Source organism: Xanthomonas rydalmerensis (assembly GCF_033170385.1).
Taxonomy (GTDB): Bacteria; Pseudomonadota; Gammaproteobacteria; order Xanthomonadales; family Xanthomonadaceae; genus Xanthomonas_A; species Xanthomonas_A rydalmerensis.
In genome coordinates, this window is the sequence record NZ_CP126170.1 from 3,395,782 (window position 1) to 3,419,970 (window position 24,189).

17 protein-coding genes are annotated in these 24,189 nt (G+C 69.3%); 7 read left to right on the plus strand and 10 right to left on the minus strand.

The window, feature by feature from the left end; all coding sequences use genetic code 11:
* Positions 1–159: 159 nt before the first annotated feature.
* The gene (locus tag QN245_RS14220) at positions 160–1,725 is read right to left on the minus strand and encodes a tetratricopeptide repeat-containing sulfotransferase family protein (RefSeq protein WP_317843475.1); all 1,566 of its coding nucleotides are present in this window, start codon (positions 1,723–1,725) and stop codon (positions 160–162) included.
* 446 nt (positions 1,726–2,171) lie between these two features.
* Here QN245_RS14220 and QN245_RS14225 point away from each other — a divergent pair, with 446 nt between their 5' ends.
* Both QN245_RS14225 and QN245_RS14230 read left to right on the plus strand, forming a co-directional pair.
* The gene (locus tag QN245_RS14225) at positions 2,172–4,979 is read left to right on the plus strand and encodes a TonB-dependent receptor plug domain-containing protein (protein ID WP_317843476.1); all 2,808 of its coding nucleotides are present in this window, start codon (positions 2,172–2,174) and stop codon (positions 4,977–4,979) included.
* A 79-nt stretch (positions 4,980–5,058) separates the two neighbouring features.
* Positions 5,059–7,062 carry an alpha/beta hydrolase family protein gene (locus QN245_RS14230; RefSeq protein WP_317843477.1) on the plus strand — a complete coding sequence of 668 codons (2,004 nt, stop codon included), beginning with the start codon at positions 5,059–5,061 and terminating at the stop codon, positions 7,060–7,062.
* A 131-nt stretch (positions 7,063–7,193) separates the two neighbouring features.
* Here QN245_RS14230 and QN245_RS14235 read toward each other — a convergent pair whose 3' ends face one another.
* Positions 7,194–8,786: a phytoene desaturase family protein gene (locus QN245_RS14235; RefSeq protein ID WP_317843478.1), complete on the minus strand. Its 1,593-nt coding sequence runs from the start codon at positions 8,784–8,786 to the stop codon at positions 7,194–7,196.
* A gap of 201 nt (positions 8,787–8,987) precedes the next feature.
* On the opposite strand from QN245_RS14235, the gene QN245_RS14240 reads away from it, so the two are divergent.
* Both QN245_RS14240 and QN245_RS14245 read left to right on the plus strand, forming a co-directional pair.
* Entirely contained in the window at positions 8,988–11,090 is a 2,103-nt protein-coding gene (locus QN245_RS14240; protein ID WP_317845369.1) for a M13 family metallopeptidase, read from the plus strand.
* A 239-nt stretch (positions 11,091–11,329) separates the two neighbouring features.
* Entirely contained in the window at positions 11,330–13,342 is a 2,013-nt protein-coding gene (locus tag QN245_RS14245) for a M13 family metallopeptidase (protein ID WP_167087538.1), read from the plus strand.
* A 441-nt stretch (positions 13,343–13,783) separates the two neighbouring features.
* Here the strand turns inward: QN245_RS14245 and QN245_RS14250 are convergent, their stop codons facing one another.
* The 6 genes from QN245_RS14250 to QN245_RS14275 form a co-directional block, all read right to left on the minus strand.
* On the minus strand, positions 13,784–14,440 hold the full coding sequence (locus QN245_RS14250; RefSeq protein WP_160968345.1) for a rhomboid family intramembrane serine protease: 657 nt from the start codon (positions 14,438–14,440) through the stop codon (positions 13,784–13,786).
* Between the two features lie 888 nt (positions 14,441–15,328).
* Positions 15,329–15,715, minus strand: coding sequence for an MGMT family protein (locus QN245_RS14255; RefSeq protein ID WP_317843479.1), 387 nt, complete (start codon positions 15,713–15,715; stop codon positions 15,329–15,331).
* Positions 15,712–16,647, minus strand: a complete 936-nt coding sequence (locus QN245_RS14260) for a DMT family transporter (RefSeq protein ID WP_317843480.1) — start codon at positions 16,645–16,647, stop codon at positions 15,712–15,714. The genes QN245_RS14255 and QN245_RS14260 overlap by 4 nt, the downstream gene beginning before the upstream one ends.
* A 104-nt stretch (positions 16,648–16,751) precedes the next feature.
* Positions 16,752–18,113: a glutathione-disulfide reductase gene (gorA, locus tag QN245_RS14265; protein WP_317843481.1), complete on the minus strand. Its 1,362-nt coding sequence runs from the start codon at positions 18,111–18,113 to the stop codon at positions 16,752–16,754.
* Between the two features lie 154 nt (positions 18,114–18,267).
* The gene (locus tag QN245_RS14270) at positions 18,268–19,488 is read right to left on the minus strand and encodes a DUF418 domain-containing protein (RefSeq protein WP_317845370.1); all 1,221 of its coding nucleotides are present in this window, start codon (positions 19,486–19,488) and stop codon (positions 18,268–18,270) included.
* A gap of 157 nt (positions 19,489–19,645) precedes the next feature.
* Positions 19,646–20,125: an FKBP-type peptidyl-prolyl cis-trans isomerase gene (locus QN245_RS14275; RefSeq protein WP_160968337.1), complete on the minus strand. Its 480-nt coding sequence runs from the start codon at positions 20,123–20,125 to the stop codon at positions 19,646–19,648.
* A gap of 109 nt (positions 20,126–20,234) precedes the next feature.
* On the opposite strand from QN245_RS14275, the gene QN245_RS14280 reads away from it, so the two are divergent.
* From QN245_RS14280 to QN245_RS14290, 3 genes are all read left to right on the plus strand, one after another.
* On the plus strand, positions 20,235–20,777 hold the full coding sequence (locus QN245_RS14280) for a C40 family peptidase (protein WP_167087536.1): 543 nt from the start codon (positions 20,235–20,237) through the stop codon (positions 20,775–20,777).
* A 107-nt stretch (positions 20,778–20,884) separates the two neighbouring features.
* A complete protein-coding gene (locus QN245_RS14285; protein ID WP_425612868.1) occupies positions 20,885–21,712 on the plus strand; it encodes a C40 family peptidase in 828 nt (275 codons plus the stop codon).
* A gap of 280 nt (positions 21,713–21,992) precedes the next feature.
* Complete coding sequence (locus QN245_RS14290; protein WP_317843482.1) at positions 21,993–22,733, plus strand: nucleotidyltransferase domain-containing protein; 741 nt, start codon at positions 21,993–21,995, stop codon at positions 22,731–22,733.
* A gap of 20 nt (positions 22,734–22,753) precedes the next feature.
* Here QN245_RS14290 and QN245_RS14295 read toward each other — a convergent pair whose 3' ends face one another.
* Both QN245_RS14295 and QN245_RS14300 read right to left on the minus strand, forming a co-directional pair.
* A complete protein-coding gene (locus tag QN245_RS14295) occupies positions 22,754–23,233 on the minus strand; it encodes an acyl-CoA thioesterase (protein ID WP_160968332.1) in 480 nt (159 codons plus the stop codon).
* Between the two features lie 114 nt (positions 23,234–23,347).
* Positions 23,348–24,184, minus strand: coding sequence for a class I SAM-dependent methyltransferase (locus QN245_RS14300; RefSeq protein ID WP_317843483.1), 837 nt, complete (start codon positions 24,182–24,184; stop codon positions 23,348–23,350).
* Between the last annotated feature and the right edge of the window lie 5 nt (positions 24,185–24,189).

The following is a 24,189-nucleotide window of genomic DNA, read 5'->3' on the forward strand; positions in this document are numbered from 1 at the left end:
CATTGCGGCAGCGTCGCCACAGTCAGGACGCAATGCAAAACGCGTATTGGTCGTCACGCGCCACGAATGCAGCGCGCGTAGGCGCGCGCGCCGGATGCGGCCGCCAGCGCGACAGCTCATGGAATCGGCGGGGATCAGCCTAGCGGCTGGCCCAGGCTTTTACGGATAGAACGCCGCCAACAACGCCTTCAGTTCCTGCAGATCCTCGCCGTAGCGCTGCCAGCGGCCCATGTAGGAACGCGTCATCGACGTGCGCACCTGCACCACGCTGGCGGTGGCCACCGGCGCCTGGTTCTGCTCGAAGTGCAGGCAGGCCTCGTCCCAGGGCAGGCCGCAGAAGTCCAGCAGCCGCCGAGTGGTCGGCTCCTGCGCGGTCACCAGGTCCTCGTAGTCGACCTGCAGGATGCGCTGCGGCAGCATCTCGTTCCAGTGCGCCATCAGCCGGTCGAACATCAGGAAGTAGCGGCCGACGTCCATCAGGTCGAAGGAATAGTCGTAGTACGGCGACGACAGCGCGAACAGCTGGCGGAAGTTGCTCAGGCAGGTGTCCATCGGATCGCGCCGCAGGCACACGATCTTCGCCTTCGGCAAGGCGCGCGCGATGTGGCCGGCATAGAGGAAGTTGTGCGGCAGCTTGTCCACGAAGCGCGGCTTCAGTGCGGTGCCCGGGCGCGTGGATTCGACATAGCCGCGGCCGAGCGCACGCCAGTCCAGTCCCTGCACCTGGCTCAGCGTGGCTTCGTCGAGGATCTCCGGCGACGGCGTGCCGGTCAGGCGCTTGAGCACCACCGAAAAGTTCTGCAGCTCGCCCGCCGAGTGCACCTGCGGATGGCTGGACAGGATCCGGTCCACCAGCGTGGTGCCGCTGCGCGGCATGCCGATCACGAAGATCGGTTCCTCGCTCTCGAAACCCGCCACCGGCGCGTCGTCGGCGCGGAAGCTCCGATGCAGGGCCTCGAACAGGCGCGCATCGCGTTCGGAGGTGTAGCCGCGCGCCCGCTTGTGCACCGACTTGCCCTGCACATAGCCGCGAAAGGCCGCGCGGTAATCGCCGAGGTCCTCGTGCTCCTTGGCCAGCGCCAGGTTCAGGTACAGCACCGCGTCGGGATCGTCGCCGGCCGACGCCAGTGCGGCCTCGAGCAGCGCCAGGTTGTTCTCCTCCGGCGTCCACTTGCGCAGTTGCGACAGCGACAGATACACCTTCCAGTAGCGCGGCTCCAGCGCCAGACAGGCGCGGTACTCGGCCTCGGCCTCCTGCAGCCTGCCGGAGAACAGCAGCGAGGTTCCCAGGTTGTAGCGGAAGCTGGCCTGCTGCGGCGCGGCCTGCACCGCACGCGCGAACGCCTGCAGCGACGCGGCATGTTCGTTGACCTGGCTGTAGACCACGCCCAGCGTGTCCAGGGTATGCGCATCGGTGGGCTGCAGCGCCATCGCGTGATCGGCGAACCGGTGCGCATCCTGCAGGAACCGTCCCATCGCCAGCACCCGCGCCAGTTGCGCCGCGTAGTCGGCGCGCTCGGGATTCAGGGTCGCCGCCTGGTGCAGGTGCATGGCCGCGACCTGCATCTGCTGCAGTTCCAGCGCCGCCACGCCGGCGACGAAATGCACGCCCGGATGCTGCGGCAAGGCCTGCAGCAGATGCTGCGCGATCCGCAGCGCGTGCGGCCAGTCGCTGCGGTTGAGCGCCGCGATGGCCTGGTTGTAGAGCTGAACCTGTTCGCTCATGGATGCGCCCGACTCTCCCCTGGAAGGCTGGCCGCGGCGGCATGCAGGCACGCACGGCAGTCTCCGATTATGACCGCAGCGCAGCATTCGCGTGCATGTGCGGCATCTTCCGCCCGCGACTGACGCGTGCAGCCGCAGCGGTGCGAAACGACACCTGCGCAGGTCCAGACACCTCACGACAAGGGGTTGTGCCACACGTGGCCCAAGCGAGCGACACGCCGAGGCTCCCTTTACAGCAAGCCCGCTTCAAAAACATGTCATGTAACGCAAATTTTTCGTTACTTTTCCGATTCGTTCATGCTACGGTCAAGAAACGTGAAACGGACCTCACACTCTCTACACGTACCTGTCCAGGAAGGGACCCGGGTACTGCACATGCATCAAGGGGAAATTTGTCAATGTCAGTCAAAGCACCGACTCCCAAGCGGAGTCTTCTGGTCGTTGCTGTGTCCGCCATTCTGGCCCTGCCTGTCGCACCGGCGCTGGCGCAAAGCCAGAACCCGAGCCAGGAATCTGAAACGGAACAACTGACCGAGGCCACCGGCGCCAAGGCGCATACGCTGGACAAGGTGACCGTGACCGGCTCGCGCATCCAGCGCACCGAGGTCGAGGGTCCCTCGCCCGTCACCATCATTTCCGCCACCCAGATCGAGCGCGAAGGCTTCAACACCGTCTTCGACGCGCTGAGCACGCTCACCCAGGCGTCCGGCTCCACCCAGAACGAGCTGTTCCAGGGCGGCTTCACCCCCAACGCCAGCGTGATCAACCTGCGCGGGCTCGGCCCCGGCCGCACCCTGCTGCTGATCAACGGCCGCCGCGCCGCGGACTACCCGCTGCCCTACAACGGCCAGAGCAACTTCGCCAACTTCGGCAACATCCCGGCCGCGGCGGTCGACCGCATCGAGATCCTCGCCGGCGGCGCCTCGGCCATCTACGGCTCCGACGCGGTCGCCGGCGTAGTCAACATCATCCTCAAGACCAACTACGAGGGCGACCTGGTCAAGCTGCGCGGCAGCACCCTGACCCGCGGCGGCGGCGACACGGGCGACTTCCAGTGGATCGGCGGCAAGACCGGCGACCGCTGGAGCCTGACCTACGCCTTCGAGTACACCGCTGGCGAGCCGCTGTACGGCTACCAGCGCGACTTCATGGATTCGACGCTGGACAATCCGTTGCCGCCGGACTTCGTCGGCATCCAGCCGACCGGCACCATGCGCGTGCGCCGCCGTACCGGCTCGACCACCAACTCCTACTTCGCGCCGCCGGCCGGCGCCTGCGAACAGCTGGGCGACGAGTGGGTGCGCTGGAACTACCGCAGCGCCAGCGCCGCCGGCGCCATCACCAACCTCGGCCAGGCCTGCGGCACCTTCAAGGATCCGGCCTACCAGACCATCCGCAACGAGAACAACGACCTGTCCGGCTACGCCTACGGCACCTTCGATTTCGACGGCGGCATGCAGGGCTGGGCCAGCCTGCAGGCCTGGTCGTCCGAGTCCAAGTACACCTCGGGCACCCAGTTCTGGTCCGGCCGCACCAGCGGTGCGCTGTGGTTCGATCCCGGCTTCAACGCGCTGGTCGACGCGCAGCGCGTGTTCGCCCCGCAGGAAGCCGGCGGCGTCGACCACCTGATGGCGCGCAACAAGGAGAAGTCCTACGACTTCGCCGCCGGCCTGCGCGGCAAGTGGGGCGAGCGCTTCGACTGGGATCTGACCCTGTCGCGCGCCGAGTACAAGGTCAAGGTCGACCGGCCGCGCCTGGTGGCGTCGGCGGTCAACGATTACTTTCTCGGCCAGCAGCTGGGCACCCGCGTGGTCGGCGGCGTCTCCTATCCGGTGTATCGCCTGAACCAGCAGCGCTACTACAGCGCACTGACCCCGGACGAGTTCGCGGCGCTGAGCACCACGGTCAAGACCGACGCCAACTCGCACGTCAACCAGGGCAGCTTCGTCCTCTCCGGCGACCTGTTCGAGCTGCCGGCCGGCGCGCTGGGCTTCGCCGGCATCGTCGAAGCCTCGCAGCAGGAGTACAAGCTCAACGCCGACCCGCGCATCCTGCCCGACTACACCGGCGCCGACCGTCCGTACAACCTCACCGGCACCGGCGGCGGCGGCAAGCGCGACCGCTATGCGCTGGGCGTGGAGCTGTCGATTCCGATCCTCAGTTCGCTGAAGGCGCACCTGGCCGGACGCCTGGACAAGTACGACGACGTCACCGCGGTGGACGACGCCAAGACCTGGAATGCCGGCCTGGAATGGCGTCCGTTGGACAACCTGCTGTTCCGAGGCTCCTACTCCACCAGCTTCCGCGCGCCGGACCTGCATTACGTGTTCGCCGATCGCAGCGGCACATTCTCCAGCATCTTCGACACCCGTCGCTGCCTGGAAAGCGGCCGCGCCGCGGCGCAGTGCCCGGCCTCGGACACCACGGTGAACTACACCGCCTATGGCGTGCGCCAGGGCACCACCGCCCTGTCCGAGGAAACCGGCACTTCGTGGACCGCCGGCTTCGTGTGGGACGTGATCGACGGCCTGTCGGTCACCGCCGACTACTACGACATTCGCCTGAAGAACGTGGTGGCCGACATCACCTCCACCTACATCCTCGACGGCGAAGCCGGCTGCGTGACCGGACTGACCCGCAACCGCAACCCGTTCACCCTGGGTGCGCCGGGCTCGGCGTTCTGCAACGACATGCTGTCGCGGGTCAGCCGCCTCAGCGCGCCGGGCACGCCGAACGACGGCCAGATCACCGAGATCCGTCGCGGTCCGATCAACCGCGCCTTCCTCGGCACCAAGGGCATCGATGCATCGCTGGACTACCGCCTCGACACCGACCGGTTGGGCGACTTCCGCTTCCAGGTGGGCTACTCGCACACCCTCGAGCAGAAGTCGGCCGAGTTCAAGGGCGACCCGGTGCTCGACTACCGCGACGACCTGGGCAACTTCGACTTCCGCAGCCGCATCCGCACCACCGCGACCTGGCAGAAGAACGACTGGCAGGCAGCGGTGTTCATGATCCGCTACGGCAGCCTACCGAACTGGCAGGAGAGCGGCCGCATCGCGCCGTACTTCATCTGGAACGCGAACGTGGGCAAGAAGCTGACCGACAAGCTGACGGTCAACTTCTACGTCAACAACGTGTTCGACAAGACCCACCCGAAGGACAGCGGCTACAACACGTATCCGTACTTCTGGCGCGCCTACAGCCCGTATGGCCGCGAAGTGGCGGCGGAGTTCCAGTACCGCTTCCGCTGAGCCGCGCCACCCGCAAGGAAGGTCAGCGAGAGCCCGGCATCCGGGCTCTCGCTGTGTGCAATCATGCAGAGGGATTCTCGTGAAACGACGCGTTGCTTTCTGTGCGTTGGGCCTGTGCCTGCTCGGCGGTATCGCCGCAGCCGCTCCTTCGCCCATTGCGGATTTCGTCAAGCGCCCCACCTACAGCGCGGTGAAGATTTCGCCTGACGGCCAATACCTGGCGCTGACCGTCGACCGCGGCGAGCAGGACGTGCTGACCGTGCTCGGCACGCGCGACCTCAAGCCGATCAAGGTCAACGTGCTGCCGGACGGCAAGAGCGTGGGCGCGTTCTACTGGACCAGCCGCAAGCGGCTGCTGTTCACCGCGGTCAAGAAGGTCGGTTCGTTCGAGCGGCCGATGGGCACCGGCGAGTGGTTCGCCGTCGACGCCGACGGCGGCCAGCCGCGCACCCTGATCGAATACGGCACGCAGGGCGTCACCCAGCGCGGCAAGAGCGTGGGCCGCGAATCCTTCGCCCTGCTCGACACGCTGCGCGACGACGAGCAGAACGTGGTCATGCAGGTGCGCTACCCGCGCTCCTCGGAAGGCGCCGGTACCGAAGTGGTGATGATCGACACGCTCAGCGGGCGGCGCAAACCATTGGGCCGCGCGCCGAAGGCGAACTGCTCCATCGCCCTGGACGCCGCCAAGCAGCCGGCCTTCGCCACCTGCCAGAGCGACAAGGATGAGGACACCGGCTACGACAGCCACAGCGAGGTGTACGCGCTGAAGAACGGCACGTGGGAACTGATCAATGCCAGCAAGGCCGACGGCGCGCGCCTGGACATCGCCTGGTCCACCGCCAACGGCCGCGTCTACGCCACCCGCGACGACGGCAAGGCGCCCGGTGCGTTCGGCTATCTGGATCCGCAGAGCGGGCGTTTCGTTTCGCTGTTCCAGGATCCCACCAGCGAGGTCGCGCGCGCCATCAACGCCACCGACGGCTCGGACACCGCGCTGGCGGTGGTCACCGAGGCCGGCGCGCCGCAGGTCAAGCTGATCGACGAGGCGCATCCGGATGCGGCGCTGTACGCCAGCCTGGCCGCGGCCTTTCCCGGCCAGTACGTCGACTTCGCCAGCGCCACCCGCAACGGCGACACGATCGTGGTTAGCGTGCGCAGCGACCAGAATCCGGGCGAGCTGTACCTGTACGAACGTGCCACCGGCAAGGCCCGCTTCCTGATGAAGAGCCGGCCGTGGATCGACGCGGCGAAGATGGCCACGATCATGCCGATCCAGTTCACCGCCCGCGACGGGCTGCGCATCCACGGCTACCTCACCGTGCCGGCCGGCGCGCAGGCCAGGCAACTGCCGCTGATCGTCAACGTGCACGGCGGGCCGATGGGGCCGCGCGACACCTGGGGCTTCCATTCCGAGGCGCAACTGTTCGCCAGCCGCGGCTACGCCACCCTGCAACTCAACTATCGCGGCTCCGGCGGCTTCGGCAAGGCGTTCATGGACCGCGCCTACGGGCAGTGGGACGGCGGCATCCTCAACGACATCGTCGACGGCACCCAGTACGCCATCCAGCAGGGCCTGGTCGACAAATCGCGCATCTGCATCTACGGCGGCAGCTTCGGCGGCTACGCGGCGATGATGGCGCCGGTGCGCGCGCCGGGCCTGTTCCGCTGCGCGTTCGGCTACGTCGGCATGTACGACGCCAAGCTCCAGTTGCGGCTCAGCGACACCAGCAAGAGCGAGAGCGGCAGGCGCTACCTGCTGCGCGCGTTCGGCAGCAGCAGCGCCGAGCAGGAGCGGATGTCGCCGATCAACCACGTGCAGGCGCTGACGCTGCCGATCTACCTCGCCGCCGGCGCCCGCGACGATCGCTGCCCGCCGGAACACACCGAGGCACTGGCCAAGGCATTGCAGGACGGCGGGCATCCGCCCGAAGGCGTGATCGTGCAATCCGGCGAAGGCCACGGCTTCTACAAGGAAGACAACAACCTCAACCTCTACACCAGGATGCTGGCGTTCTTCGACGCGCATCTGAGCGGTTCCGCGGCACCATCCGACGCATCCGCACAGGCCGGCGCGCCCTGAACCGGAGCCCAGACAACGCCACGGCGCGCCGTCGTGGCCTGCGCGGCGCGCTGCACGCGCTGCGCCTTTCCCTCGCCCTGGTCGCCATGCCAGGGCTTTTTTTTGCCATGCCGCCGGGGGTGGGTCGCCGCTCAGCCGCGCAACAGCGCCATCGCTGCGTTGTGGCCGGGCGCGCCGGTCACGCCGCCGCCGGGATGGGTGCCGGAGCCGCACAGGAACAAGCCGGGAATCGCGCCGCGGTACGCCGCCTGGCCGAGCATCGGGCGCGCACTGAACAACTGGTTGAGGCTCAGCGCGCCATGGAAGATGTCGCCGCCGATCAGCCCGAAGGTACGTTCCAGGTCCAGCGGACTCAGCACCTGCCGGCCCAGCACCGAGGCGGCGAAGCCCGGCGCGTAGCGTTCGACGGTGGCGATCATCAGGTCGGCGACCTCGTCGCGGTGCGTGTCCCAACTGCGCCCGTCCGGCAACTGCGGCGCCACGTGCTGGCAGAACAGGCTGGCCACGTGCTGGCCAGGCGGTGCCAGGCTGTCGTCCAGCGTGCTGGGAACCAGCAGTTCGACGATCGGTTCGCGCGACCAGCCGTGCCGGCGCGCGTCGAGGTACGCGCGGTCCATGTAGTCCAGGCTCGGCGCCAGCACGATGCCGGCGGTGAGGTGGTCGCCCGGTCCCGGCAGCGCACTGAAGCTGGGCAACTGCGACAGCGCCACGTTCATGCGGAACGTGCCCGAACCGCAGCGCCAGTGCGCCATCCGCTCACGGGTGGCGGCCGGCACGTGCGCCGGATCGAGCAGGCGTTCGTACAGCAGCTTGGGGTTGACGTTGGCGACCACGTGCCGCGCCAGCACCCGCTCGCCCTGCTCGGTGACCACGCCGACCGCGCGCCCGCCCTCGACCAGGATCTCGCGCACGCCGGCATCGGTGCGGATGCGTGCGCCGGCCGCGGTCGCGGCGCGGGCCATGGCCTGGGTGATCGCGCCCATGCCGCCCAGCGCATGGCCCCAGGCGCCCTTCACCCCATTGCTCTCGCCGAACACGTGGTGCAGCAGCACGTAGGCCGATCCCGGCGTGTACGGGCTGGCGTAGTTGCCGACGATGCCGTCGAAGCCGAACAGCGCCTGCGCCGCATCGCTCTCGAACCAGCGCTGCAGATACTCGGCGGCGGAGATGGTGAACAGGTCCAGCAGGTCCTGGCGCAGCTCCGCATCCAGCGCATGCAGGCGGCGGCCGAGGCGGCCGGCGCGCAGCAGTTCGGGCAGCGCCTGCAGCCAGCCGCCGTCGGTGACGTTGGGCGGCGGCTGCAGCGCCAGCGCGCGCAGCACGTCGGCGATGCCCTCCAGCCGCGCCTCGTAGGCCGGCAGGCGCGCGGCATCGCGCGCGGAGAACTTGGCCAGTTCGGCCTGGGTGTGGCCGGCGCCGGTCAATAGATAACGCCCGTCCGGCAGCGGCAGGAAGTTGTTGCGCCGGCGCGGCACGATGCGCAGGCCGTGCCCGGCCAGGTCGAGATCGGCGATCACCTTGGGCTGCAGCAACGACACCGTGTAGGACGCCACCGAGTTGCGGAAGCCGGGGTGGAACTCCTCGGTGACCGCGGCGCCGCCGACCACACCGCGCCGCTCCAGCACGGTCACCTTCCAGCCGGCCCGCGCCAGGTAGGCGGCGCAGACCAGGCCGTTGTGGCCTGCCCCCACGATCAGGGCATCGCATGGCGGTTCGCGGGTCATGGCCGCATGGTAAGCCAGTGCCGGCGTGCCTGCCGACCGGCAGGCGGGGATGCCCTCTCATGGTCCAATGCCGGGGCCGCCCATGACCTTCGACACCCCTGAAACCTCCCGCGGCGGCGTAGAGTCTCGCCACGGCCCGAGCGGGCCATCCTTTTATCCACGTTGGCCTGGAGCCTGCCTGTGACCCTTCGCAATCCCAAGATGCTGCTGTTGACCCTGGCCGTGAGCACCGCGCTGAGCGGCTGCGGCAAGCACGACGATGCCGCCCCCGCAGCCGATGCCGCCAAGCCCGAAACCGCCGCCCCGGCCGCCGCTGCGGCGCCGGCCGAGCTCAAGCTCGACACCAGCAAGCTGCCGGCCTACAACGCGTTCAGCGTCAACGACCTGGACGCCAGCAAGAACGCCTGCGACGACTTCAACGGCTACGTCAACGGCAAGTGGCTGGCCGCCAACGAAATTCCCAAGGACCGCAGCAGCTGGGGCGCATTCTCGATCCTGGACGAGCGCTCGGTGGCCGTGCAGCACCAGCTGGCCGAACAGGCCGCCGCCGCGGCCAACCCGCAGGGCGTGGAAAAGATCGTCGGCGACTTCTGGTCCTCGGGCATGGACGAAGCCAAGATCAACGCCCAGGGCATCGAGCCGCTGAAGGCCGACCTGGCCGCGATCGACGGCCTCAAGGATGGCCCGGCGATCGCCGAGTACCTGCGCCAGAGCGCGGCCAAGGGCGAGAACGGCCTGTTCGGCTTCGGTGCCGAGGCCGACTTCAAGAACTCGACGATGAACATGGCCTACGCCATGCAGGGCGGCCTCGGCCTGCCCGACCGCAGCTACTACGTCGACGCCGACAAGCAGGACAAGCTCAAGGCCTACCAGGCGCACGTGGCCAAGGTGCTGGAACTGGCCGGCGTGCCGGCCGCCGACGCGGCCAAGCAGGCGCAGGACGTGGTGGCGCTGGAAACCCGCCTGGCCAAGGTGTCCAAGTCCAGCGAGCAGCTCTCGCGCGACGCCGAACTGGCCTACAACCCGGTCACCCCGGCCGATGCCGACAAGCTGACCCCGAACTTCCCCTGGACCAAGTTCTTCGAGTCGCAGGGCGTGGCCGTGCCGGAGAAGTTCTCGCTGGCGATCCCGGCCTTCCACCAGGAAGTGAGCAAGGCGCTGGGCGACACCGACCCGTCGGTGTGGCGCGCCTACCTGCGCTTCCACACTGTGGACAGCGCCTCGCCGTACCTGAGCGATGCCTTCGCGCAGGAAAACTTCGCCTTCTACGGCAAGGAACTCAACGGCCAGGCGGAGATGAAGCCGCGCTGGAAGCGCGTGCTCGGCAGCATCGAGAACGGCGCCGGCGAGGCGATGGGCCAGATGTACGTCAAGGTCGCCTTCTCGGCCGACGACAAGGCCAAGATGCAGCAACTGGTGCAGAACCTGAGCCAGGCGCTGAAGGCGCGCCTGGAGAAGCTGACCTGGATGAGCGACGAGACCAAGGCCAAGGCCCTGGAGAAGTGGAAGACCTTCACCCCGAAGATCGGCTACCCGGACAAGTGGCGCGACTACGCCAGCCTGAGCACCCAGCGCGACAGCTACCTGGACAACGTGCGCGCCGCCACCGCGTTCAACTACAAGTACAACCTGGGCAAGATCGGCAAGCCGGTGGACAAGACCGAGTGGGGCATGACCCCGCAGACGGTCAACGCCTACTACAACCCGCTGCAGAACGAGATCGTGTTCCCGGCGGCGATCCTGCAGCCGCCGTTCTTCGACCCCAAGGCCGACGACGCGTTCAACTACGGCGGCATCGGCGCAGTGATCGGCCACGAGATGACCCACGGCTACGACGACCAGGGCGCGCGCTTCGGGCCGACCGGCAACTTCGAGAACTGGTGGACCCCGGCCGACGCCAAGAAGTTCTCCGCGCTCACCGGCAAGCTGGTGCAGCAGTTCGACGGGTACGAGGTCGACGGCAAGCACGTCAACGGCAAGCTGACCCTGGGCGAGAACATCGCCGACCTGGGCGGCATCACCACCGCCTACGACGCCATGAAGAAGGCCACCGAGGGCAAGGACGACCCGAAGGTCGGCGGCATGACCCGCGACCAGAACTTCTTCATCAACTGGGCCACCGTGTGGCGCACCAAGTACACCCCGCAGAACGCGATGGTGCGCCTGACCACCGACCCGCACGCCCCGGCGCAGTTCCGCGCGATCGGCGCGCCGTCGAACCTGGAGGCCTTCGCCACCGCGTTCCAGTGCAAGCCGGGCACGCCGATGGTGCGCAGCGGCGACAAGCGCGTGGTGATCTGGTAAGCGACAGCGTCACCGTCGTCTCGCGAAAAGGCCCGGCATGTCCGGGCCTTTTCTTTGCGTGGCTGCCGGCCTGCGACAGCGGCGGCGCTGCGCCGCCCGCCCTGCCCAACCACCGGCGCCCGTGGTTACCGGCGTCTCTCGCTGAATCCGGTTGGGACCTGCACGCGCGTCATCGCCACAGTTGCACACCGCGGCTTGTTAAACTCCGCCGACTTTAATCCTGACCGGATGCGTTCCCGATGCCCAATGCCCGTCCGCTTGCCCTCGCCGTCGCCCTCGGCCTGATCGCCCTCGCCTCCGCCGCCGATGCCGCGCCCAAGAAGAAGCGCGCCGCCGCGCCCAAGGCCCCGCCGATCAGCGCCGCCTGCAGCGACTTCTACGACGATGCCAACGCCGACTGGCTGAAGCAGAACCCGGTGCCGCAGACCGGCGCGGTCACCGCGCTGGGCCAGCTCGCCGAGCGTGCGCAGCAACAGCAGCGCGACCTGCTCGACGCCTCCATGCAGTCGCCGCAGAACGCGGTGCAGAAGGCGCTGGGCGACTTCTGGGCCAGCGGCCTGGACGAGGCCGCGGTGGAGAAGGACGGCTCCAACCCGATCGCGCCGCTGCTCGGCCGCATCGATGCGATCAAGAAGGCCAAGGACGTACCGGCCTCGATCGCCGCGCTGCACCAGATCGGCATCCCGGTCGCGTTCAACTTCGGCGCCGACGTCGACCTGAAGGCGCTGGACCGCCACATCGGCTACTTCATGCAGGGCGGCATGGGCCTGCCCGACCCGGCCTTCTACACCCGCACCGACGCCGACACCATGGCGCTGATGGGCCGCTACCGTACCTACGTCAAGCAGATCCTGACCCTGACCGGCACCCCGGCCGACCGGCTCGAGGCCGACGCCCAGTCGGTGCTGCAGATCGAGACCGCGCTGGCGCGCAGCGCCAAGTCGCTGGCCGGCATCAACAACCCGTTCAACAACTACGCGCCGATCTCGACCAAGGAGTTGAACAAGCAGTACCGCAACCTGCAGCTCGACGCCTTCCTCAAGGCGCAGGGCGTCAACGACGACCTGGTGTCGATGGCCGACCCGGACATGTTCAAGCAGCTCGACGGCATGATCGTCAGCATCAAGCCCGAGCAGTGGAAGGCCTACCTGCGCTGGCGCGTGGGCGATGCGATGGCGCCGTACCTGTCCAAGAGCTTCCGCGACGCCAGCTTCGAGTTCCGCGGCCGCGTGCTGCAGGGCCAGGTCGCGCCGCCGCCGCGCTGGGCGCAGGTGCTGGACGCGATCAACGTCGCCGCCGGCCCGATGCTGGGCCGCGAGTACGTGGCGCGCTACCTGTCGGCCGACACCCGCCGCCAGGCCGAGACCATCGCCGGCCAGATCCGGGACGCGCAGATCGCCGCGGTCAAGCGCAGCACCTGGCTGAGCGAGCCGGCGCGCACCGAGGCACAGGCCAAGCTGGCCGCGCTGAAGATCGAGATCGGTGCACCGCGCCGCGACCTCGACTACACCCTGCAGCCGATGGGCCGCGGCAGCTTCGGCGGCAACATGCTGATCGCCTCCACCTGGCGCCACCGCGAGGAGATGAAGCGCATCGGCAAGGGCAACGCCGACCGCCGCTGGGACGTGCTGCCGCAGCAGCCGGCGCTGACCTACGACCTCGCGCAGAACCGTCTGATCGTCACCGCCGCGGTGCTGCAGCCGCCCGTGTATGCGGCCGGCAGCGACGGCGCGGCGCTGTACGGCGCCTACGGCGCGATGGTCGCGCACGAACTGATCGGCGCCATCGACAGCAAGGGCAGCCTGGTCGACGCGCAGGGCCAGTTGCGCAACTGGTGGACGCCGGAAGACAAGAGCGCCTGGAACGCGCTGGCCGCCCGTACCGCCGCCCAGTACGGCGCCTACGACTTCCCCGGCGTGAAGGGCGCCAAGGTCAACGGCCCGCTGACCCAGGACGAGGACCTGACCGACATCGGCAGCGTCGAACTGGCCTGGCAGGCCTACAGCGCGGCGCAGCCGGCGGCCAGCGAGGCCGGCAAGCAGGCGTTCTACAAGGCCTGGGCCGGCCTGTGGGCGCAGCAGCTGTCGCCGACCGACGCCGTGCAGCGGGTCACCGCCGACGTGCACGCACCGGGCCGCTGGCGCACCAACGGCGCGCTGGCCAACCTGCCCGCCTTCGCCGCGACCTTCACCTGCAAGCCGGGCCAGCCGATGGTGCGCAGCGAGGCCGAACAGATCCACCTGTGGCCGTGAACCGGTGTCGGCGCTAGCCGCCGGCCAGGCACACAGCACGACGGCGCGGGCAACCGCGCCGTCGTGCGTTCAGGGGTGGGGAAAATGCATCGGCTACTGTGCCGGCGATGCACAGCAGGCAGCAACGGCCTTGCGGTGAAAAATTGATTGCCCCTCTCCTACCGGGGCGACAGGGCACGGCGTGCGCGCCACTGGCGCGCGTGCCCTGGAGCGCCCGCGTCGCAAGCGCGGGCCGGGGCGCGAAGCGGGGGTTGGGTTGAGGGTACTGCGCGCGTAGCGCATGCGCCGCGCCGGCAATGCGAGGCTTCGCCCGTACCCTCATCCGCCCCTGCGGGGCACCTTCCCCCGCAAAAGGGGGCCATGGTCCCGACGGGAGAAGGGAAAAGCCGATTGCCCCGCGCGCGCCGCGTGGAGTTGCACTTGCCTATGCGGTCGCTGCGCTCAGCGCACGATGCGCGGGCGCGGCGGCTTGCGCTTGCCGAACGGCGGCTGGCCGCGCCAGTAGCGGATCATCAGCCAGCCGAACAGCATGCCGCCCAGATGCGCGAAATGCGCCACGCCCGGCTGCCAGCCGGTAAAGCCCAGCAGCAGTTCCAGCGCACCGAACACGATGACGAAGGTCCGCGCCTTCATCGGGATCGGCGGGAACAGCAGTACCACCCGCTGGTTCGGGAACAGCATGCCGAAGGCCAGCAGCAGGCCGAAGATGCCGCCGGAGGCGCCCAGCGTCGGATACGGCTCGCTGCCGTTGCTGAGCATCCACCAGCCGACCAGCAACTGACACAGGCCGGCACCGACCACGCAGACCAGGTAGTAGGTCAGGAAGCGCTTGTTGCCCCAGGTCTGCTCCAGCGGCCCGCCGAACATGTACAGCGCCAGCATGTTGAACAACAGGTGCGAGAAACTGCCATGCAGGAAGCCGTAGGTCAGCAACTGCCAGAGCTGGAAGTTCTCCCCCGGCGAGAACGCATCGAAGGCACCGATCGGCCACAGCATGAAGGGCGAGAACGTGTCCGTGCCGAGCAGCATCTGCAGCAGGAACACCACGACGTTGCCGATCAGCAGCGCTTGGGTGACGGGCGGAAGTCTGGGAAACATGGTCGGGTCCGTGGCAACTGTCCCCATCATAGCCGCTCGCCGGAGACTCCTTGCCGAAACATCGCCTGCGCTTCGCACCCCGACGCTCACCCCAACTCCTCGCCCGGAGGGAAAGGGGCTTGTACTCCCTTCTCCCGTCGGGAGAAGGTGCCCCGAAGGGGCGGATGAGGGTACGGGCGAAGCCTCGTGCAGTTGAAACACCGCATGCGCTTCGCGCCCGACCCTCACCCCAACCCCTCTCCCGGAGGGAGAGGGGCTTGTATCCCCCTTTCTCCCGTCGGGAGAAGGTGCCCCGAAGGGGCGGATGAGGGTACGGGCGCAGCCTCGCGCAGCTGAAACACCGCATGCGCTTCGCGCCCGACCCTCACCCCAACCCCTCTCCCGGAGGGAGAGGGGCTTGTATCCCCCTTTCTCCCGTCGGGAGAAGGTGCCCCGAAGGGGCGGATGAGGGTACGGGCGAAGCCTCGTGCAGTTGAAACACCGCATGCGCTTCGCGCCCGACCCTCACCCCAACCCCTCTCCCGGAGGGAGAGGGGCTTGTATCCCCCTTTCTCCCGCCGGGAGAAGGTGCCCCGAAGGGGCGGATGAGGGTACGGGCGAAGCCTCGTGCAGTTGAAACATCGCTTGCGCTTCGCGCCCGACCCTCACCCCAACCCCTCGCCCGGGAGGGAGAGGGACTTGTACCCCTTCTCCCGTCGGGAGAAGGTGCCCCGAAGGGGCGGATGAGGGTACGGGCGCAGCCTCGCGCAGCTGAAACACCGCATGCGCTTCGCGCCCGACCCTCACCCCAACCCCTCTCCCGGAGGGAAAGGGGCTATAAGCCACCACCTGAATCCGGCCTCTTTCTCCCGTATGGGGGACCGGACGCCGCAGTTCTCGTGAGTGTCGCTACCGCGGCCCCCACACCTCGGCATCGAGATCGCGCACCGGCGCCGGCGCACGCTTCACCCGTCCACTCTGCACCACCACGCCTTCGGCGCGCAGGCGTCGGCATTGTTCGCGGTAGCCAGGCGAGCCTTCCGGAAAGGCGATGCGGCCGTCGCTGCGCAGCACCCGGTGCCAGGGCAGCGTGGCGTCGGCGTTGCCGCCGAGCAGGCGTGCGACCAGGCGCGCGCGTCCCGGCAAGCCGGCCAGCATCGCCACTTCGCCATAGCCGCGCACTTGCCCCTGTGGAATCGCCCGGATCGTTACCAGGATCCGCGCATGCGCCTCGGCCGCCGTCATCGTCGCGACCGGCGCCGAGGCATCCGCTGCGGGCAACCGCCGTGCACTCATGCCGGCTGCGCCCGCACGGGACGCGACACCAGCAGCACTCCGACCAGCACCAGCACGGTGCCGGCGATCTGCCACGGCCCCATCGCCTCGCCCAGCAGCAACACGCTGAGCACGATGGTCGAGACCGGGCCGAGCATGCCGATCTGCGACGCCAGCGCAGAGCCGATGCGCTGCACCGCCAGCATCGTCGCCAGCACCGGCACCGCCGTGCACAGCGTGCCGTTGAGCAGCGACAGCGCATAGACCGGCGCCGGCAAGGCCAGCGCGTGCAGCGGCCGCAGCAGCAGGAACTGGGCGATGCACAGCGCGCAGGCAACCAGGCTGGCATAGGCGGTCAGTCGCACCGCGCCGACCCGCGCCACCAGTTGGCCACTGCCGACCAGATACGCCGCATAGGCCAGTGCGCTGCCGAACACCAGTAGGCTGCCCCAGGCGGTGCGCGCGCCGCCGATGCGCAGGTCGTGACCGAACGCCAGCAGCACGCCCAGATAGCTCAGCGCCAGCGCCCACAACTGGCGCCGCTGCGGCCGTCGCCGCCACAGCAGCACGCCGATCAGCAGCACCAGGGTCGGAGTGAGGTACAGGATCAGCCGCTCCAGGGTCGCGGTGATGTAGGCCAGGCCGAGGAAGTCCAGGAAACTGGCCAGGTAATAGCCGAGCACGCCCAGCGCGACGATGCGCCAGCGATCACCCGGCTGCAGCGGTGGCGCACGCCGCGCCGCCCACAGCGCCATCGCCGCGAAGCACGGCAGCGCCACCAGCATGCGCAAGGCCAGCAGGGTTACCGCATCGACGCCGTAGCGGTAGCCGAGCTTGACGATGATGGCCTTGCCGGAAAACGCGATCGCGCCGCCGGCGGCGAGCAACACGCCGCCCAGGCTGGCCTGTGTGGCGACGGGGGCGACGGCAGTGGGCGCGCCGGGCACGCTCATCGCGCAGCGCCGCGGCAAGGAGAAGAGGACACGTGCATGCCGCCATTCTACGGCGCTACGGTCGGCCAGCCGTCGGATCGCCGCCGCCTCAGCGCCTCACCTCCTCAGCGCATCAGCACCACTTCCTCGGCCGAGGTCGGATGGATCGCCACGGTGTCTTCCAGTTGCTGCTTGGTCACGCCCAGCTTCAACGCCACCGCGAAGCCCTGCAGGATCTCGTCGGCGCCATCGCCGAGCAGGTGGATGCCGACCACGCGCTCCTCCGCGCCGACGCACACCAGCTTGAACAGGCTGCGCTGCGGCGAGTCGGCCAGCGCCTGCAGCATCGGCCGGAAGTTGCTGCGGTACACGGTGACCGCGTCGGCGCCATAGCGCTCGCGCGCCTGCTCCTCGCCCAGCCCCACCTGGCCGAGCGGCGGGTGCGAGAACACCACGCTGGGCACGTTCTCGTAGTCCAGCCGCGCCTGCGGCCGGTCGCCGAACACGCGGTCCATCAGCTTGCGCCCGGCGGCGATCGCCACCGGGGTCAGGCCGACCTTGCCGGCCACGTCGCCGATCGCATACAGCCCCGGCACGTCGGTGTTCTGGTACGCGTCCACCACGATCTCGTGCTTGTCGCCCAGGCGCACGCCCAGCGCTTCCAGGCCGAGGTCGCGCGTGTTGGGACGGCGGCCGATCGCGAAGAACACCCGATCGACGGTCTCGCCAGCCTGTCCCTGCGCGTCGACCACGCACAGGTCCTCGCCGTTGCGACGCAGGGCGCTGGCGCGGTAGCCGAAATGCAGGCGCACGCCCTGGTGGCGCAGATTGTCGGCGAGCTGCCGCGCCAGTTCCGCGTCGAACCGCTCCAGCAGACGCTCGCCCTGCACGTACAACTCCACGCGACTGCCCAGCGCCTGCAGCAGTCCGGCCAGTTCCACCGCAATGTAGCCACCACCGACGATGGCCACGCGCGGTGGTGCCTCGCACAGATTGAAGAAATCGTCGGAGATCAGGCCCAGTTCGGCGCCTTCGATGTTCGGTCGCGCCGCATGCGCGCCCGTGGCGATCACCACGTGATTGGCGCTGACCCGCACGCCATCGTCGCATTCGACGGTGTGCGCATCGATCAGTCGCCCGCGCCGTGGGATCAGCACCACGCCATCGGCATCCAGGCGCCGCCGGTAGCTGGCGTGGATGTTGCCGATGTAGCCCTGGCGATGCGCCACCAGTTCCGCCCACGACAGCGTGGCCTCGGGAATGGCGAACCCGACCGCGCGCGCCAGGTCGATGCGTTCGACCAGGTCCGCTGCCAGCCACATCGCCTTCTTCGGCACGCAGCCGACGTTGACGCAGGTGCCGCCGAGCGCACTCGGCTCCAGGATCGCCACCCGCGCGCCATGGCTGGCGGCGCGGAACGCGGTGGCCAGGCCGCCGGAACCGCCGCCCAGCACCAGCAGGTCGTAATCGCGGATCGGCGCGCTCACGGCGCACGCTCGGCGCGCGGCGGGGTGGCATCGCTGGCGGGCATGCGTCCGCCTCTGACATCGTCCATCGGTGGTCCTGTCGCTCACATCGGTCGCCGCGGAGCATGCCATGGCCAACCGCGCGGCAGATGTGAGGACGCCGCCGCGCCTGCGCTCAGACCGCGTGGCGGCGCATGGGCTGCCAGCGCAGATAGCTGGCCGAACGCCACAGCCACTCCACCGGGCCGAAGCGGAACCGCTGCAGCCACCAGTGCGACAGCGCCACCTGCAGTGCGAACAGCACGACCGCGAACGGGATCTGCCAGGCACGCGGCAATTGCTCGAAGTAGCCGAAGCCATAGCCGTAGAACAGCGTCGTGCACACCAGCGACTGCAGCAGATAGTTGCTCAACGCCATGCGCCCGGCCGGCGCCAGCCACTGCAGCGCGGGCGCGGCGCGCACCAGCCAGGCCGCATAGCCCAGCGCCATCAGGCCGCCGGCGACACTGGCCAGGGCATAAGCGCAGGTCAGGCGCAGATCCAGCCGCGCCGGGTCCATCCACGGCTCCAGCCGGAAGCTCAGCAGCATCAGCGCCAGGCCCAGCGGCAGCACGCCCCAGCGCAGCACGGCGAGCAACCGCAGGAAGCGCTGCGGCTGCGCAGCCAGGCCGCTGCGCACGCACCAGGCGCCGAGCAGGAACATGCCGAAGATGGTCGGCGCATTGAACAGCAATGCACTCAGCGATTCGACCAGGTCGCGCGCGCGCTGCGCGGTGGCCTGGACATAGCTGCCGTGGCCGAACACCTCACGCTGCTGCGCCAGCGCCGCAGCGCTGTGCTGCGCCTGCTCGGCCATGTCGCGGTGCCACTGCGCCGCACCGTGCGGGTCGGCCTGCGCGGCCGTGGCGGCCGCGCCGATCAACAGCCACAGCGCCGGCGCGAACAGATACACCACCAGCGCCATGCCGGGCAGCCAGCGCGTGGGCGCCTCGCGGAACGCCAGCAGCATGAACGCCAGCAGCGCGTAGCTGACCAGGATGTCGCCGGACCACAGCAGCAGTGCATGCAGCAGGCCGATCAGCAACAGCCCCGCACTGCGGCGCAGGAAGAAACCGCCGAACGGCCGCCGCGCGGTCTCGGCGCGCTGCGCCATCACCGCGAAGCCCATGCCGAACAGCAGCGAGAACAAGGTGTAGAACTTGCCCTGCACCAGGATGTAGACGAGCGCGTCGGCGATGCGGTCGGCGCCGCGCAGCGCCGGATCCAGGCCGGTCATCGCCGCGTCCAGCGGACCGACGAAGCCCTCGATGTTCATCAGCAGGATGCCCAACAGGGCGAAGCCGCGCAGCACGTCCAGGGTGGCGATGCGCTCGGCGGGCGCGACGGGCTGCAACACGGGGGCGGAAGTGGCCAAGGCGGCACCGGACGGAAGGCCGGCGATGTCCCTCGCCGCGATCAGGAGAGCCGCCGGCGTCCGCGGCGGCGCGACGGCACCGCTGCGCGCGGCGCCAGGGCCGACGGCACCGGCGCGACCGGTGCCGCGGCCAGGACCATCAGTGCTGGTGGCCGCCGTCGCCGTGCACGTGGCCGTGCTCGATCTCTTCGGCGCTGGCCTCGCGCACGTCGACGATCTCCACGTCGAAGTGCAGGTCCTTGCCGGCCATCGGATGGTTGAGGTCGACGTCGACCACGCTCATGCCGACCTTCTGCACGGTCACCGCGCGCGGGCCGAAGTTGGTCTGCAGCACCACCTGGCTCCCCGGCTGCAGCTTGGCCGCGCCGAAATGCTTCTTCGGCACGCGCTGGCTCAGGCCCTCGCGGTATTCGCCGTACGCGTCCTTGGCGGCCACGTCGACGCCGAAGCTGTCGCCGGCGGCCTTGTCCATCATCGCGTTCTCCAGGCCCGGGATGATATTGCCGTGACCGACCAGGATCACCAGCGGATCACGGTCCTTGGAGCTTTCGATCGGCTCTTGACCGACTTCCGAAACGGTGTAGTGGAAACGGACGACGCGGTCTTTTTCGATCTTCATGTGCACTCTGCGCTGTGGCTGCCGGGGGCAGACGGGATGGGCGGCTTGTCGGCCGCCGGGAGCGCCGCCATGATGGCGGCCTTCTGAGGTCGCGCATTATCCCGGCTCCATGCACAACACGCCAGTTTCGCCGCGCGGCCGCCGCGCGTTTCCGTGGTGGCTTCCGCTGCTGTGCGCCGCCGCGCTGGCGGCCTGTGGACGCCACGAGGTCCGCCACACCCGGCCGGCGCCGGTGGCGGTGCGCGAGTGGCCGCAGGTGCAACCGGCCGACCCGGGCGCGGCCAATGCGGTGCTGATGCGCGCGCTGGGCCTGGTCGGCACCCCCTATCGCTACGGCGGCAATACCCCCGAGTCCGGGTTCGACTGCAGCGGCCTGGTCGCCTACGTCTATCGCGACATGCTCGACCTGCGGCTGCCGCGCACCTCGCGCGAGCTGGCCGCGGTGCAGGGACCGAAGATCGACCCGCAGCGCCTGAGCACCGGCGACCTGGTGTTCTTCGGGAGCGCAGGGAATGTGACGCACGTCGGAATTTATGTCGGCGAAGGGCGTTTCGTTCACGCCCCCAGCACGGGCGGGACAGTGCGCCTGGATTCCCTGGATGGCGCCTACTGGCGGGACCATTACACCGGTGCAAAGCGGGTTTTGCGCTGATGTGTGATTTCGCCCACATTCATAATTACGAAAATTTAACCTTATTTGAACTTCCTATTTCTGTCTACAAGGCATGATCCCCCATCGTTTTATTTTGTGATCCAAGCGTGACGACCGAAGCCCAGACCTCTCCAGGCAAGACCGCCGTTCCCCGCCGGACCGCTTTCCGCCTCTTTTGCACCGCCTCGCTCTGTTTCACGGCCCTCCCGGCCCTGGCCCAGTCCGCTCCCGCCGACACCGTCGTCCCGGAAGCGATCGCGACCGTCGCCCCCGCTCCCGCACCGGTGAGCACCGTGGCGAACACCGCTGCAGCGAGCACGCCGATCGCCACCGCCTCGGCCAAGCCGGCCGCCGCACAGGCGCCCGGGCCGTCGCGCAGCAAGGCCGACGCCGCCGCCACCGCCACGCTGGCCGCCCTGCTGCCGCACCTGGCCGCCAACGACACCATTCCGCTGATGGACCGCTCTGCGATGTTCGCCGGCGACATCAGCCGCCTGCTGGCCAACTACGACGTGTCCCAGCCGGTCCCGCGCGAAGGCGTGGTGCCGGGCGGCGACAAGGTCCAGTCGGTGCTCAAGCGCGCCATGGCGCTGCTGGGCACCCCGTACCGCTGGGGCGGCGAGGACACCGAGGGCTTCGACTGCAGCGGTCTGGTCGGCTACGTGTTTCGCACCGCGCTGGGCATCGAGCTGCCGCGCGTGTCGCGCGAGATGGCCCGCGAGGCCAACGCCCAGCTGATCAAGGACCGCGACGCGCTGGCGCCGGGCGATCTGGTGTTCTTCGGCCGCAAGGGCCGCGTCGACCACGTCGGCCTGTACGTCGGCGAGGGCCGTTTCCTGCACGCCCCCAGCCGTGGCAAGGACGTGCGCGTGGACACGCTGACCTCCGGCTACTGGGGCGAGAAGTTCGTGCAGGCGCGCCGCGTGGCGATGTAAGCCACTTCGGCTGCAGACACCAAGAAAGGCCGCTGGCGACAGCGGCCTTTTTTATTGCGTGCGGCCGGGTGTTGCCGCTGCGGTTCGCGCCGCCCGCCTGGAGCGTCATCGCGACCGTCCGCATTGCCCGCCGGCACGCTACGCTGGTCCGCCTCGATCGCGTCACCGGGACTTCGATGACACCATGCCCCTCGCCTGCCCCGCGGCCCTGCCGTGCCGATGAGCACCGCGGCCGGGCCGCGTCCTGGCCGCGCCGACAGGTGCTGCGCTGATGCCGGACATGCCGCCCCTGCCCACGCCCGCACAGGCGCTGGCGATCGCGCACTCGCTGCTGTCCACGCGCTACGCCGATGCCGCCTTCGGCTTCGCCGCCGGCTCGATCCTGCGCGGCGAAGGCACGCATCTGTCCGACATCGATCTGGTGGTGGTCTACGACAGCCTGCCGGCCGCACGCCGCGAGTCGTTCATGGCCGAGGGCGTGCCGGTCGAAGCCTTCGTGCACGATCCGGGCACGCTGGCCTGGTTCGTCGATGACGACGCGGCCCGCGGCCGCCCCAGCCTGCTGCACATGATCGCCGAGGGCACCCTCGTCGGCACCGCGACCGAGTCCGCACGCACCCTGCAAGGCCAGATCGCCGCGCGGCTGCAGGCCGGGCCGCCGCCGCTGACGCAGGCGCAACGGGACGCGCTGCGCTACGAGATCACCGACCTGGTCGACGACCTGTGCGGCGAGCGCAGCGCCGCCGAGATCGTCGCGATCGGCGCCCTGCTGCATCCGCACCTGGCGGAACTGGCGCTGCGCGGACGCGGCCACTGGTACGGCAGCGGCAAGTGGGTCCCGCGCCTGCTGGCACGCATGGACCCTGCCCTGGGCGCGCGCTTCGACCAGGCCTTCGCCGCACTGTTCGCCAGCGCCGACCGCGCGCCGGTGCTGGCGCTGGCACAACAGGAACTGGCCGTGCACGGCGGCCGCCTGTTCGACGGCGATTGCCGCACCGCGCCTGCGGACTGGCGCGCCTGAGCCAGCGCGCGGGCGCGTGCTCAGCCCTGGTAGTGGGCGATGGTGTCCTCGATGCCCTTGCTCAGTTCCATCACCTTCTGCGCGTACTCGGCCAGGCGATGGTCTTCCGGCGTGTCCGGATGCCAGGCCGGTACCGCGGTGGGGCGGCCTTCGACGCCGTCCAGGGCCACGAACACGATGATGCAATGCGTGCACAGGCGCGGCTCGCCGCCCATCGGATCGCGTGCGCGCACCTCGATGGCGAAATGCATGCTGCTGGTGCCGGTGTGGACCAGCTTGGCGCTGACCGTGACCATGTCGCTGATGCGGATCGGCGAGACGAAGCGAATGCCGCCCACCGCCACGGTCACGCTGTAGTGGCCGCTCCAGCCCACCGCAGCGGCGTAGCCGACCTGGTCGATCCACTTCATCACCACGCCGCCGTGGACCTTGCCGCCGTAGTTGACGTCGATCGGCTCGGCCAGGAAGCGGAAGGTCAGTTCGCGTTGGGTGCCGCTCATCGGGAGTCCATGCAGGGGAAGGAGGCGGCAGTCTGCCATGCGCCGACGCCGCCAATCGCAACGGCGCCGCAATGACCTGTCGGCGCGGCCGCACTGGCGGCACGCGTGGGTCGGCTACGTCGCGGTCAGCGCCAGGTTGTCGCGCTTGCGGATGCACAGCCACGGGAAATGCGGCTGGCGCCAGCGCAGCGCGCGCAGGCAGCGCGCGGACAGGCGGCGCGGGTCGAACAGCCGGCGCAGCACGATGCCGTCCAGCGCCGCGTCGATGTGCTGGTGGTATTGCTGCGCCAGCTCGGCGCAACCCAGGTCGCTGAAGTAACGCAGGCTGCGCGCGGCGCTGGCCCGGGCCTGGTCGGCGTCGGCGTAGAACGGGCTATCGAGGATGTGCAGTTCGCCATCGTGCTGCAGCAACTCCAGCAGACGCGCGATCAACGCACGCGGATCGGCGAAGTACTGGAGGCAGGCCGGCACCACCACCACATCGAACCGTTGCGCCGGCAGCGGCAGGCGCAGGATATCGCCGGCGACGAAGCTCAACCGCGGCGCGTCGGCGAACACCCGCGCCGCCTGCGCCAATTCGGTGCGATTGACGTCGACGCCGCAGACCTCGCGCTGCAGGTCGCTGGCCAGGCGATGCGACAGCCAGCCGTTGCCGCAGCCCAGCTCCAGCAGCGGACCGTCCCCGCCGCGCGCGCGCAGATGGCGCAACAGGCGCCGGCAGGATTCGGCGCGCACCCGCCATTCGTGGCTGGCGCCCAGCGCACCGGGCGGCTGCGGCAGCGTGCGCACCTGCGCGTCGCTGTAGAGCCGGCTTTCGCGGCGGCGCACGTCCAGGTAGCGCTGCTCGAACGGGTCGTCCGGCAACGCGTCGTGCACCAGCACGCCCTCGTGGAGCGTCAGCCCGGGCAACCGCAACAACTGCGCGCGCAGGCTATCGGCAGGCGCGCTCACGGGAG